This is a genomic window from Streptomyces sp. NPDC058295, from assembly GCF_042880655.1.
In the GTDB taxonomy this organism is placed as follows: domain Bacteria; phylum Actinomycetota; class Actinomycetes; order Streptomycetales; family Streptomycetaceae; genus Streptomyces; species Streptomyces coriariae.
In genome coordinates this window covers 17,946-30,823 of sequence record NZ_JBHVYO010000017.1, presented here as the reverse complement: position 1 = coordinate 30,823, position 12,878 = coordinate 17,946, and the positions used below count along the sequence as shown (strand labels likewise).

Below are 12,878 nucleotides of genomic sequence, written 5' to 3'. Positions count from 1 at the left end.
CCCCCCCCCGCACAGGACGGGGACGACCGCCCCCGTGGCAGAGCGTCCCCGCGAGGTCCGGGCGACCCGGGAGGGGCTCCGCACGCCGGACGCACACCGGGCGTACGCGGCAGTACGGAGCCCCCGGGCCTTCCTTCGCGGTCAGTAGGTGTGGAGGGTGAGCCCGTAGCGGCTCAGGATCTCGTTCACCGGCTGGAACCACGTCTCGCCGCCACCCGAGCAGTTGCCCCAGCCGCCGGAGGTGACGCCCTGTGCCTGGTCGCCGCTGATGAACGAGCCTCCGGAGTCGCCGCCTTCGGCGCAGACGCTCGTCTTCGTCATCTGGTGCACCGCGCCCTGGCTGTAGTTGACGGTCTCGTTCTTCGCCAGCACCGTGCCGCAGTGCCAGTGCGTGGTCGATCCGGACCGGCAGACGGAGGCGCCCACCGGCGCCACGGCCGAGCCGCGCACCAACTGGTCGGAGACCGTGCCCCAGCCGAGCACGACCGGCACCGTCCACCAGCCGCTGCCCACGTTGACCCAGGCGTAGTCGTTGTCGGGGAACGAGGAGCCCTGGAAGTTGCCGATGTACGAGCCGTCCCAACCCCGGACACCCGCACCGGCCTGGCCGCAGTGACCGGCGGTGACGAACCCGCCGTGGACCGAGAAGCCGATCGAGCAGCGGACGTTGCCCGTGTAGTAGGGGTCGCCGCCGACGGTGCCCGCCGCGAAGGTGCGCGGGGCCGAGGCGACCGTCTCGACGGTCACGGGACCGGCGTCACGGGCCTGCGCCAGGAAACGCTGGACATCGTTGTCGGAGATCTTGCCGCGGACCACCGTGACCACCACGGTGTTCGCCGCCGGGTCGACGTGCCAACCACCCACCGCCGGAGGGGCGGAGAGCCGGTCGACGCGTGACTTCGCCGCGTCCAGCGTCCGTGCGCTGTGCTCGACGACCCGGACGCCGGCTCCCTGGGCGCGGATCGCCGCGCGCGTGGCCTGCGAACTCTGCGAGGTGACGGCCACCGTGAGGCGGCCGTCGGCGGCGTCGAACCAGGACCCGGCGTACGCCGCCCCCGCCGTGCGGCGCGCCCTCGGCTCGAGCGCGGTGGCGTCGCGCTCGGCCTCGAGCCGGGCCACCGCCTGCTCCTGCGTGAGCCCGAACTCCTGGCGCATGCCGGCGAGCAGTGCGGCGGAGGCGGGGGCGGCGTCGGTGGCCGACGGGGAGGAGGAGGCCGTGGCACCGCCCCCGCTCGCCGCCGCGGGCAGCGTGCCCGCGCCACCGAGCCCGGCCAGCGTGAGGAGCGCGGCCAGGCAGACGTGCTTGAACCTTGTGCGTCTCATGGGAGTTGCCCTTCGTCGTTCCAGGAAGTGGGGTGGAACAGCGGTTGGGTGAGAGCGCTCTCAGATGTGGCGCGGCAGAGCCTAGCCGGGTCAGGTTGTCAGGTCTAGGCCAATGCGAGCCCTGTTTCCGCCCGCCTTCGGCCGACGAGCAGGCCGCCCGGAGCCTGCACGGGGCCTCGGTGGCGCCTCGGCGGGGTCTCGGTGGGGTCTCCGTGGGGCCGATGGAGTGGTGGGAGCCGTGTCCGGCTGGGCCAGGCGGGTGCGGGACGTGCGGACGCGATTGAATCCCACCGGCCTGAGAGTCAAGGGCCCGAGGGTCCAGGCCCCGAGAGTCAAGGGCCCCGAGAGTCAATGAGGAGGACAACCGCTATGACCGGCGAGGACATCCTCCTGGGTATCGCCCTGACCGTCGCCCTCGCCACCGGCTCGCAGATCCTGGCGAACAAGCTGCGAGTCCCCGCGCTGATCGTCCTGTTGCCGGTCGGCTTCGCGGCGGGTGCCCTGACCGACGTCATTCACCCCGGGCAGCTGGTGGGCCCGGACTTCCCCGCGCTGGTCTCGCTGTCCGTCGCCGTGATCCTCTACGACGCCGGCCTCGGACTGAACCTGCGCAACCTCACCGGCCGCACCCGCGGCACCGTCGTGCGGCTGCTGATCATCGGCATCCTGGTCACCTTCTTCGCCGTCGCGGGCATCGGACCGGCCCTGTTCGGCATCCCGCTGCGGGTGGCGGCGATGATCGGCGTGATCCTCGTGGTGTCCGGCCCCACCGTCGTCGGCCCCCTGCTCGAATACGTCAGACCGACGGACAAGCTGCGGCGCATCCTGATCTGGGAAGGAACGCTGACCGACCCGATCGGCGGCATTCTCGGCGCCATCGTGTTCCACGCGGTCGCGACCAGCCATCAGATCGACATCGGCCGGGGCTACCAGATCGGGCAGTTCCTCCTCAGCATGGGCGTGGGCCTCGCGGGCGGCGCGGTGGCCACCGTCGTCCTGTGGCTGGCCCTGCACAAGCTGAGGCTCGGCGAGACGCTCGGCACCCTCGCCCAGCTGGCGACGGTCATCCTCGTCTCCGCGCTCTGCGACATCGTCCGCGACGACACCGGCCTCATCGCCGCCATCGTCACCGGACTCGCCATCACCAACCTGCCGGGGATGGACATGCCGGCCCGCAGACCGTTCCTCGAGACGCTCGTCCAGATGATCATCGGTCTGCTGTTCATCTCCATCTCCTCCGCCGTCACTCCCGCGTCCGTGGTGCCCGTGCTCGTCCCCTCGCTGATCCTGATCGCCGTGCTCGTCCTCCTGATCCGGCCCCTCGTCGCGTACGCGGCGGCCCGGGGATCCGATCTCACCGTGGGCGAATGGGGCTTCATCGGGTGGATGGCGCCGCGCGGCATCGTCGCCGCCTCGACCGCGTCCGCCTTCTCCGCCACCCTGGTGGAGAAGGGGCTGCCCGGCGCGGCCAAGATCCTTCCGATCACCTTCCTCGTGATCGTGGGGACGGTCCTGCTCTACGCGCTGACCGCCGCGCCGGTGGCCCGGAAGCTGGAGGTCGTCCGGTCGGCGCGGACGCGCCCTCTTCTGGTCGGCGGGGCCCCGTGGGTGATCGGCCTGGGACAGGCCCTGAAGACCGCGGGACTCGACGTGCTGATGTGGGCCGGACTCGACGAGGAACGCGAGCGGATCACCTCGGCCGGGATCGACCTCGCCCAAGGCGAGATGCTGGCGACCGCGACCAACCCCCGGGCCCGCCTGGAGGGCGTGACGGCGGTGTTCCTGCTCACCGACGACGACGATTTCAACGCCCTCGCCTCGGTCGTCATCAAGGACAACGTGCAGGGGCCCGTCTACCGGGTGGGGCCGCCGCGGGACAGCCACGGGGTGGTCGCCCCCTACACCGGCGGCGACATCCTCTTCGGTCGCGCACTCGTCCGGCAGCGCCTCGCGTCCCGCTACGAGCGGGGCGCCCGCTTCCACGTGCACCCCGGATCCACGCCGGTCCCCCCGGACCACGACATCCTGTTCGTCGTCCGCGCCGACGGCCGGCTGGCCCCGGTCACCGGGACCCAGACCGTCACACCGCTGCCGGGCGACACCGCCGTTCTGATGGGTTCCGTATGACCTCCTGGGCCGCCCGCTTCCGACTGCGGCAGTACGTCAAGGCCAGTCTCTGGATCGTCCCGTTGTTCGGGCTCGTGCTCGGCGTCGCCCTCGCCGAGGCGGCCGCCTCCGTGGACGGGGTGTCCTGGCTGCCGACGACGTGGGACTACTCCGCGTCGACCGCGACCAGTGTCCTCAGCTCCGTGGTCGGATCGATGATCGCGCTGCTCGGGTTCGTCGTCACCATCGGCGTCCTCGTCATCCAGCAGGCCACCGGCACCCTCTCACCGCGGTACATGCGGCTCTGGTATCGCGACCGGTTGCAGAAGGCGGTGCTGGGCACGTTCACCGGCACTTTCGCGTTCGCGTACACGCTGCTGCGGAGCATCGAGACGGACTCCGTGCCCAACCTCGGTGTGTCCATGGCCGGTATCGCCGTCTCCGCAAGCCTCCTGCTCCTGCTGATCTACCTCAACCGCTTCACCCACAACCTGCGGCCGGTGGCGATCGCGGACATCGTGGGACGCTCGGGCGAACAGGTCATCCAGCACGTGGCGGCACACCTGCGGAGCACTGCCGCGCCCGACAAGGCGCCGCCGACGACCGGCTCGGTGACCCGCATCCGGTCGGAACGCGGCGGTGTCGTCCAGGCGTTGAACGCACCCGGCATGGTCTCGCTCGCGGCCCGGCACGACTGCGTGTTCGTGCTGGCCGCCTCCGTCGGCGACTTCGTGCCGCCCGGCGGCACCGTCGTCGAGGTCCATGGCGCCGCGTCCCCGCCCGACCCGCAACGGGTGACGGACCTTCTCGCCCTCGGGGCGGAGCGGACGATCGAGCAGGACCCGGCCTTCGCCCTGCGCATTCTGGTCGACATCGCCATCCGCGCCCTCTCGCCCGCCGTCAACGACCCGACCACCGCCGTTCAGGTGCTGAACCACATCGAGGCGTTCCTGCACACCGTCGGCCGCGCCGGACCCCGCGGCCACTACGAGCTCGCCGACGACCGTGGCCGGCTGCGCCTCGTGCTGTCCGGCCGGCCCTGGGAGGACTACCTGGAGCTCGCGATCACCGAGGTCCGCGACTACGGCGCGACCTCCGTCCAGGTCTGCCGACGGCTCCGGGCCCTGCTCGAAGGTCTTCTCGCGAGCCTGCCGGACGAGTGCGGGCCCGCGCTGCACGTCGAACTCCGCCTCCTCGACGACGCTGTCGAAAGGGAGTTCGGAGACGATCTCCGCCGCGCCGAGGCGCGGACGGCCGACTCCCAAGGCATCGGGGGACGGCGCACCCGGGACGCCGCCCGCGGTGCCTCACCGCCCGACGAGCCCGGCCCCTAGAACCTCTCCCGGGCCGGCCGCCGTCCCCACCCGGCGGGCGGGCGGACGGACGGGCACGGTCACCGCGGCCCGTGGGGCTGAAAGTCCGCCGGCGTGGACTCGCCGACTCCGGCTCAGTCGAGCTTCCGCTGCCGGTCGATGGCCTCGTCCAGGGTCGATGCCGCCATGATGAGCGAGAGGTGGGTGAACGCCTGCGGGAAGTTGCCGAGTTGCTCGCCACTCGGGCCGATCTCCTCGGCGAACAGGCCGACATGGTTGGCGTAGGTGTGCATCTTCTCGAAGGTGTAGCGCGCCGGACGGACGCGCCCGGCCCGGGCCATGGCGTCGACGTAGAGGTAGGTGCAGAGGCTGAAGGTGCCCTCCGAGCCGCGCAGGCCGTCCGGGGAAGCGGCCGGGTCGTACCGGTACACGAGGCTGTCCGAGACCAGCTTGCGCTCCATCGCGTCCAAGGTGGAGAGCCAGCCGGGGCTCTTGGCGGCGAGAAAACCCACGCGCGGGATCAGCAGGAGGGAGGCGTCGAGGACGTCACCGCCGTAGTGCTGCACCAGGGCCTGCTCGGCCTGGCTCCAGCCCTTGTCCATCACCTGTTCGAGGATGCTGTCACGGGCGTTGCGCCAGCGCGGGATGTCGGCGGGACGGCTCAGCTCGGTCGCCATGCGCATGCCCCGGTCGAAGGCGACCCAGCACATCACCCGGCTGAACGTGAAGTCGTTACGGCCTCCGCGGGTCTCCCAGACGCCCTCGTCGGGCCGGTCCCAGTTGTCGCACAGCCAGTCCAGCGTCCGGGCCAGCCCCTTCCAGCCGTGGTAGCCCAGCTCCACGCCGATGTCCATGCCCTCGGCCATCGCGTAGAGGGACTCGCCGTAGATGTCGAGCTGCAACTGGTCGGCGGCCGCGTTGCCGGCCCGGACCGGCCTCGATCCCCGGTAGCCCTCCCAGTGGTCGAGGGTCTCCTCGGTCAGGTACGGGTCCCCGTCGACCCGGTACATGATCTGGAGGCGTTCGCCGGGCAGCTCCGCCCGGTCGTGCATCCGGTCGCCCAGCCACTTGGTGAACGCCGACGCCTCCTCGGTGAACCCCAGGTCGAGCAGCGCCCGTACCGAGAGCGACCCGTCCCTCACCCACGAGTACCGGTAGTCCCAGTTGCGCTCACCGCCGACCTGCTCCGGCAGGCCCATGGTGGCGGCGGCGACCGGCGCACCGGTCGGGTGGTAGGTGAGGAGCTTGATCGTGATGGCGGAGCGGTTCACCATCTCGCCCCAGCGCCCCCGGTAGTGGGAGGTGCGCAGCCACTTCTGCCAGAAGTCCACCTCGCGCCACAACCCCGACGTCACGCCGTCGACCGAGAGCGGCGGCGGTGCCTCACCGTCCACCGCGCACGTGGTGAACACGGCGACAGCCGACTCGCCGCTGCCGAGCGTGACCGCACCCCGCACGTCCTGCCCGTCCCGCGCGAGCGGGAAGCTGGCCTGCAGGTGACCGGCGATCCCGGGGCCCCGGAACACCGCCTCCTGGGGCCGCAGCTCGACCTCGTGCTCAGCCCGGCCGTAGTCGAAGCGGGGCCTGCATTCCAGCACGAACCGCACGGTGCCGCGTACCACGCGAATCACCCGCATCAGGCAGTGGCGGTCGGTGGGGACACGGCTGGTGTTCGCCGGCATCCAGTCGATGACCTCGCCGACGCCCTCCGGTGACATGAACCTCGTGACCAGCACGCCTGTGTCCGGGTAGTAGAGCTGCTTGCACGTCATGTCGGCATGCTCCGGTGCCAGCCGGAAGTACCCGCCACGGTCGTGGTCCAGCAGTGCGGCGAAGACACTGGGCGAGTCGAACCTCGGCGAGCAGAACCAGTTCACCACGCCCTGGGAGGACACCAGGGCGGCGGTCTGCAGGTCGCCGACCAGACCGTGGTCGGCGATCGGAGGATAGCGGTCCATGAGCGTCCAATCCCCAGGGTGCCGTCGCCGTCCACTATCCGGCAGGCCATGCGGGGGCGCCTGTCGGAGCCGCGCCGGCAAGGCCTGTCGGCCCGTGGCCGGCTGCCGCCGGCGTCCACGAGCCCGGCGCCCGAGGGCACCGTCGGCCGCGCAACCCCGACGGGCCACCACCGATTGCGACCTGCCGTGGTGCTGCGTCTCATGGATCCCATGCAGCGACAAGCCTCTCTCCCAGACGACGCCGTACCCCCGATGGAGCGCTCGCACTGGGTGGCCTTCGCCGGGATCCTGCTGCTGGTCAGCGCTCTCTTCAACCTGCTCAACGGATTCGTGGCGATCTTCAACCACGGCTACTACTCGAAGGCCTACTCCGAGGGCAACCGGCTGCTCATCTTCAACTACACGGCCTGGGGCTGGATCTGGGTCGTCATCGGCATCGTGATGGCCCTGGCGGGTATCGGCGTGCTCGTGGGCTCCAGGGCGGCACGGCTGACGGGCCTCTGTCTGGCGGTGTTCTGCCTGGTCGGGCAGATGATCTTCCTGCCGGTCTACCCGTTCTGGTCGCTGGCCACCATGGTCGTGTCCGCGCTGGTCATCTACGGGCTGATCGCCGAGCCGCGGCACGTGACCGGGGCGCGCGTATAGCGCGGGGCGCCGCGGGACGCCGCCGCATCGGGGATCCGCCCGCCCCCCCGACCCCCCGACCACCCGGTGCCGCGGGGCGCGGGCGGTGCCGCCGGTACCGCGGCCCGTACCCCCGTACCCTGTTCCGCGTGTCGTCCTCCTCCCGCCTGCAACGTGTCGCCGTCCTTGTGCTCGAGGGGGCCAAGCCGCTCGACGTCGGCATTCCCGCACAGGTGTTCACCACCCGCGCGAGCATGCCCTACGAGGTGCGGGTGTGCGGCGCGGCGCCCGGGCTGGTGACCGGCGGGGACGGGCTGTCGTACCACGTGGCCCACGGCCTGGACGCGCTCGAATGGGCCGACGTCGTCTTTCTTCCCGGCTACCGTTTTCCGGACCTCGACGACCCGCCCCGGGCGGTCCTGCGCGCGCTGCTGGCCGCCCACGCCCGGGGCGCCCGGCTGGCCGCCATCTCGACGGGGGCCTTCGCACTCGCCGCCACGGGGCTGCTCGACGGCAGACGCGCCACGACCCACTGGCACTACACCCGGGCGCTGGCGGCGAAGCATCCGCTCGTCCAGGTCGACGAGAACGTCCTGTTCGTCGACGAGGGCAGCGTGCTGACGTCGGCCGGCGCCGCCTCCGGGATCGACCTGTGCCTGCACGTCCTGCGCCGCGACCTCGGGGTGGCCGCCTCGAACCACGCGGCCCGGCGCCTGGTCGCCGCGCCCTACCGCAGCGGGGGTCAGGCACAGTACGTGCCGCGCAGCGTGCCCGAGCCGCTGGGCGAGCGGTTCGCCGCCACCCGCGAGTGGGCGCTGCACCGACTGGACGAGCCCCTCACCCTCGAAACGATGGCCCGGCACGCCGCCGTCTCGGAACGGACCTTCTCGCGGCGCTTCGTCGAGGACACCGGTTACACGCCCATGCAGTGGGTCATGCGCGCCCGTATCGACAGGGCCCGTGAGCTGCTCGAACGCTCCGAGCGCGGCGTCGAGCAGATCGCCGGCGACGTCGGACTCGGTACGGGGGCGAACCTGCGGACGCACTTCCAGCAGATCCTCGGCACCACACCGAGCGAATACCGGCGCACCTTCGCGAAGGGCGAGTAGCCGGTCGGCCGGTGGGGCGGGGCACGCCCGGCCAGGCCGGGGACCGCAGGGTGGCGAGATCCTTTCGAACCATGGCGCTCACGCCCAGGTCGCCGATGGCCGCCACGCGCGAGGCTGGTGGCGAACCGAAGGACCGAAGGGACACCACTCATGACTCGCATCGCCGTCAACGGATTCGGCCGCATCGGACGCAACGTGCTGCGCGCGCTCCTCCAGCGCGACAGCGACCTCGAGGTCGTCGCCGTCAACGACCTCACGGAACCCGCCACGCTCGCGCGACTGCTCGCCTTCGACTCGACGGCCGGCCGACTCGGTCGCCCGGTGAGCGTCGACGGCGACGTCCTCGTCGTCGACGGCCGTCGCATCAAGGTGCTCGCCGAGCGCGAGCCGGCGCGACTGCCCTGGGCCGAGCTCGAGGTCGACATCGTGCTGGAGGCGACCGGCCGGTTCACCTCGGCCAAGGACGCCCGCGCACACCTCGAAGCGGGCGCGAAGAAGGTCCTGGTCAGCGCACCTTCGGACGGGGCGGACGTCACGCTCGCGTACGGCGTCAACAGCGACGCCTACGACCCGGAGCTGCACACGATCGTCTCGAACGCCTCGTGCACGACCAACGCGCTCGCCCCGCTGGCCGCCGTACTCGACGACCTCGCCGGCATCGAGCACGGCTTCATGACGACGGTGCACGCCTACACGCAGGAGCAGAACCTCCAGGACGGTCCGCACCGCGACCCGCGCCGCGCCCGTGCCGCCGGCGTCAACATCGTGCCGACCACGACGGGCGCCGCCAAGGCGATCGGCCTCGTGCTGCCGAACCTCGACGGCAAGCTGTCGGGGGACTCGATCCGGGTGCCGATCCCGGTGGGTTCGATCGTCGAGCTCAACACGACCGTCGCCCGCGACGTGACGCGCGCGGACGTGCTGGCGGCGTACCGCACCGCGGCCGAGGGCCCGCTCGCCGGCGTCCTCGAGTACTCGGAGGACGCGCTGGTGTCGTCCGACATCGTCGGCAACCCGGCCTCGTCGATCTTCGACTCGGCCCTCACCCGTGTCGAGGGCCGCCACGTCAAGGTGGTCGCCTGGTACGACAACGAGTGGGGCTTCTCCCACCGTGTGATCGACACCCTCGAACTCCTCGCCGCGCGCTGACGGCAGGCTCTCCCGGCTCCTCCGGCCGTTCGCGGATCGCTCCGCGGACGGCCGGAGGCATGTCCTCGGACGGCTTCCTGACGGGACCGGGGACAGACAGGCCGGGCGGACCCGCCCGACCCGCGGGACCTGCGGGATTCACGGGAGTACGTCCGTGGGCGGTCAGCCGGTGCGCGTGGGTGCGGTGTCGAGGTCGGCAGCCAACGCGAGCCGCAACCTGGCCGCGTGCGCACTGCCGGGCAGCGCGCTCAGGATCACGATCTTGAGGTCCGAGTCGCCGTCGGTCAGGACGTCGCAGTCCACTTCGACGGGACCGACCTCGGGATGCTCGATCGTCTTGCGGTCCTCGCGGTGCGCCCCCACCGCGCCGCTCGCCCACAGCCGGGCGAACGTCGGATTGCCGACGGTGAGGGCACGTATCAGCTCGGCCAGGCCCGCGTCGTCGGGGAAGCGGCCGGTGGCGCGGCGCAGGTCGGACACGATGGCGAGATCCGAGTCGGCGCTGTTGCGCACGACCACCGGCCAGGCGGCGATGCGCACGGCATCGGAACCGACCGGGAACCGCTCACGGGCGAAGTTGCGCCGTTCCGGCGGCGTGGTCGACGGGTCACCGAGCAGCGCCGCCCACCCGCGGTTCCACCAGATCATCCGCCAGTCCGCGGCGAACACGGCGACCGCGACGTCTCCGAGCCGGCTCAGCACGCGGTGCACGCCCGGCGGGAGGTCATCGGGGATCACGTCGTCGTGCGGAGGGACCACCCCGGCCATGCGGTACAGGTGGTCCCGCTCGGGGACGGTCAGTCGCAGGGCGCGTGCGAGGGAGGCGACGACCTGGGCCGAAGGGGCCGTGGCCCGCCCCTGCTCCAGACGCACCACGTAGTCGACCGACACACCGGCGCGGTCGGCGAGTTCCTCGCGCCGCAGCCCGACCGCGCGGCGGGTCCGGGCCGACGGCAGCCCCACGGTCGACGGGGACAGCCGCTCTCGCCAGGCGCGGATCGTCGCGCCCAGATCAGCTCCCGCTCTCGTCGCCATGGCGTCCATCCTGCCCCAATCCGTCGCCGGCCGTGATCGTGGTACTGCCGTTCCTACGGTCGAAGCGTCCCTGGCCCGGGCCCGCCTCGGCAGGCACGATCGGCGCATGACCACCACGTTCATCACCGGAGCCAACAAGGGCCTCGGCCACGAGACCGCCCGCCGCCTCATCGAACTCGGTCACACCGTGATCATGGGAGCCCGGGACCCGGAGCGGGGCGCCGCGGCCGCGGCCGCACTGGGCGCGCGATACGTCCGGATCGACGTCACCGACGACGCCTCCGTCGCCGCCGCGGCGGCCGATGTCGCCGCCCACGGAGGCGTGCTCGACGTTCTGATCAACAACGCCGGCGTGCACGGTCCGCACGGCGATCCCGACGACCTGACCGGCGCGGACGCGCTGGGCGTCTTCGACGTCAACGTCTTCGGCGTGGTCCGGACGACCACCGCCTTCCTCCCGCTGCTGCGCCGGTCGTCCGACCCGGTCGTCGTCAACGTCAGCAGCGGCATGGGGTCGCTCGCCCTCACACACGACCCCTCGCGGGTCGAGTCCTCCGCTGTCGCCCCTCTCTACGCCGCCTCGAAGGCGGCCCTCACCATGTTGACCACCCAGTACGCGAAGGGGCTGAAGGACATCCGCGTCAACGCCGCCGATCCCGGCTACACCGCCACCGATCTCAACGGCCACAGCGGCCCGCAGTCCGTCACCGAGGGCACCGACGCGATCGTCCGCCTCGCGACCGAGGGGCCCGGCGCCGGCTCGGGACGCTTCATCGACCGCACCGGCCCGATCGACCATTCCTGAGCAGAGCGGCGGTGCGAGGTCGGTGGGAACCCTTCCCCGGTGGTCAAGGCCCGGGGCCCAGCCCCCGACCGTGCGGCCGACGTCCGTAGGGCGTCACATCGGGAGGGAGAACAGGCGTACCGGACCCGAAGGCCAGCGCGCGTCGTCGTGCAGGGGCGTCACCATGGTGGGCAACGGCATGGTCACCAAGCGGGCTTCGGGTTGCTCGACGAGTACGTCCTCGTCGAGCGGATGCCACCCGAGGCGCTGGTACAGCGGCACGAGCGGAGGCCGGCAGAACAGGAGCGCGTGCGAAGGACCCAACGTGCGAGCGTGCTCGAGTGCCGCCGCGATCACCAGCCGAGCCAGCCCCCGGCCCCGCACGTCGGGTGCGACGGCCACTCCGCCGACCCCCACGACCTCCGTCTCGGTGTCGCCGACCGCGACCGACAGCCGTAGCAGGCCGGTGTGTGCCACCAGCCGGTCGCCGTGGCTGACGCCGAAGTGGTCTTCCTTGGGCAGCCAGCTCAGACCGGTCGCGGCGACACCGAAGGGGTCGTCGCCACCGCCGAGGATCTCGTCCTGCTCCGCCCTGGTGTACCGGGGGAGCCGAACTGCGCACGGAGCCGCGGAGGATGAGTTCTGAAGCATCCTCACATGATGAGCTCCCCGTCCACGGGCCTGCCAGGTGGGTTCCCGGCCGAGCTGGCCTCCGGCCCGGACCCGCGATCCGCGTGACGGGCCAGAGGGGGCCGGTGTGTGAGCCGGCCCCCTCCGGCCGTTCGTCAGCTCTTGCCGAGGAGCTTGTTCATCTCGGCGATCTCGGCCGTCTGCGCGGTGATGATGTCGTCGGCCAGGGACGTGGCGGGGCCGTGGACGCCCTTGTTCTTCTCGGTGGTGGCCATGGCCACGGCGCCCTCGTGGTGGTCGATCATCATGGTCAGGAACATGGTGTCGAAGTCCGTGCCGGACGCCTTGTCCAGTTCCTCCATGTCCGCGCCGTCCATCATGCCGGGCATCCCGGACCCGGCCGAGTGGTCCATGCCGGGCATGGACTCCGTGGTGCTGTCGGACGACGTCGGGACGTCCTCGCCCCAGGACGTCAGCCAGCCGCCGATGGTCCTGATCTCCGGGGCCTGCGCCTTCTCGATGCGCGAGGCGAGGCTCTTGACCCCGGCGGACGAGGCCCGGTCGGCGGCGAGTTCGGCCATCTCGAGGGCCTGCCGGTGGTGGAGGATCATGCCCTGCGCGAAGGACACGTCCTGGGCGTTGTGCGTTCCGGCCGTGGCGGCGGCGCTCGTCGACGACGACGCGGAGCCGTGACCGCCCGAGTGCCCGCTGCCGCCGTCGTTGCCGCATGCGGCGAGGACGAGCGCGGCGGTGACAGTGGCGGCCGCGAGAGCGGCGCGGCGGGTCAGGGTACGGGTGTGGCGCATGCTGAAACTCCTGCTGTGCTGTGCGAAACGGGATCTGGACC

11 protein-coding genes are annotated in these 12,878 nt (G+C 71.7%); 6 read left to right on the top strand and 5 right to left on the bottom strand.

Going from position 1 to position 12,878, the window contains the following annotated elements:
• Window positions 1–141 precede the first annotated feature (141 nt).
• Entirely contained in the window at window positions 142–1,323 is a 1,182-nt protein-coding gene (locus ACFVYS_RS19760) for a S1 family peptidase (RefSeq protein WP_389503624.1), read from the bottom strand.
• Window positions 1,324–1,692: 369 nt separating this feature from the next.
• Here ACFVYS_RS19760 and ACFVYS_RS19755 point away from each other — a divergent pair, with 369 nt between their 5' ends.
• Both ACFVYS_RS19755 and ACFVYS_RS19750 read left to right on the top strand, forming a co-directional pair.
• Window positions 1,693–3,450, top strand: a complete 1,758-nt coding sequence (locus ACFVYS_RS19755; protein ID WP_389503622.1) for a cation:proton antiporter — start codon at window positions 1,693–1,695, stop codon at window positions 3,448–3,450.
• Entirely contained in the window at window positions 3,447–4,763 is a 1,317-nt protein-coding gene (locus ACFVYS_RS19750) for a DUF2254 domain-containing protein (protein ID WP_389503620.1), read from the top strand. The genes ACFVYS_RS19755 and ACFVYS_RS19750 overlap by 4 nt, the downstream gene beginning before the upstream one ends.
• A 113-nt stretch (window positions 4,764–4,876) precedes the next feature.
• Here the strand turns inward: ACFVYS_RS19750 and ACFVYS_RS19745 are convergent, their stop codons facing one another.
• Window positions 4,877–6,700, bottom strand: coding sequence for a glycoside hydrolase family 15 protein (locus tag ACFVYS_RS19745; RefSeq protein WP_389503618.1), 1,824 nt, complete (start codon window positions 6,698–6,700; stop codon window positions 4,877–4,879).
• A gap of 252 nt (window positions 6,701–6,952) precedes the next feature.
• On the opposite strand from ACFVYS_RS19745, the gene ACFVYS_RS19740 reads away from it, so the two are divergent.
• The 3 genes from ACFVYS_RS19740 (at window position 6,953) to gap (ending at window position 9,582) form a co-directional block, all read left to right on the top strand.
• Entirely contained in the window at window positions 6,953–7,345 is a 393-nt protein-coding gene (locus ACFVYS_RS19740) for a hypothetical protein (RefSeq protein ID WP_389503616.1), read from the top strand.
• A gap of 128 nt (window positions 7,346–7,473) precedes the next feature.
• Entirely contained in the window at window positions 7,474–8,433 is a 960-nt protein-coding gene (locus ACFVYS_RS19735; protein WP_389503615.1) for a GlxA family transcriptional regulator, read from the top strand.
• Window positions 8,434–8,583: 150 nt separating this feature from the next.
• The gene (gap, locus tag ACFVYS_RS19730; RefSeq protein WP_389503613.1) at window positions 8,584–9,582 is read left to right on the top strand and encodes a type I glyceraldehyde-3-phosphate dehydrogenase; all 999 of its coding nucleotides are present in this window, start codon (window positions 8,584–8,586) and stop codon (window positions 9,580–9,582) included.
• A 162-nt stretch (window positions 9,583–9,744) separates the two neighbouring features.
• Here the strand turns inward: gap and ACFVYS_RS19725 are convergent, their stop codons facing one another.
• Window positions 9,745–10,626, bottom strand: a complete 882-nt coding sequence (locus ACFVYS_RS19725) for a helix-turn-helix domain-containing protein (protein ID WP_389503612.1) — start codon at window positions 10,624–10,626, stop codon at window positions 9,745–9,747.
• A gap of 97 nt (window positions 10,627–10,723) precedes the next feature.
• On the opposite strand from ACFVYS_RS19725, the gene ACFVYS_RS19720 reads away from it, so the two are divergent.
• Complete coding sequence (locus tag ACFVYS_RS19720) at window positions 10,724–11,422, top strand: SDR family NAD(P)-dependent oxidoreductase (protein ID WP_389503610.1); 699 nt, start codon at window positions 10,724–10,726, stop codon at window positions 11,420–11,422.
• Between the two features lie 93 nt (window positions 11,423–11,515).
• On the opposite strand, the gene ACFVYS_RS19715 is transcribed toward ACFVYS_RS19720, so the two are convergent.
• On the bottom strand, window positions 11,516–12,052 hold the full coding sequence (locus ACFVYS_RS19715; RefSeq protein ID WP_389503608.1) for a GNAT family N-acetyltransferase: 537 nt from the start codon (window positions 12,050–12,052) through the stop codon (window positions 11,516–11,518).
• 134 nt (window positions 12,053–12,186) lie between these two features.
• Window positions 12,187–12,837, bottom strand: a complete 651-nt coding sequence (locus ACFVYS_RS19710) for a DUF305 domain-containing protein (protein WP_389503606.1) — start codon at window positions 12,835–12,837, stop codon at window positions 12,187–12,189.
• Between the last annotated feature and the right edge of the window lie 41 nt (window positions 12,838–12,878).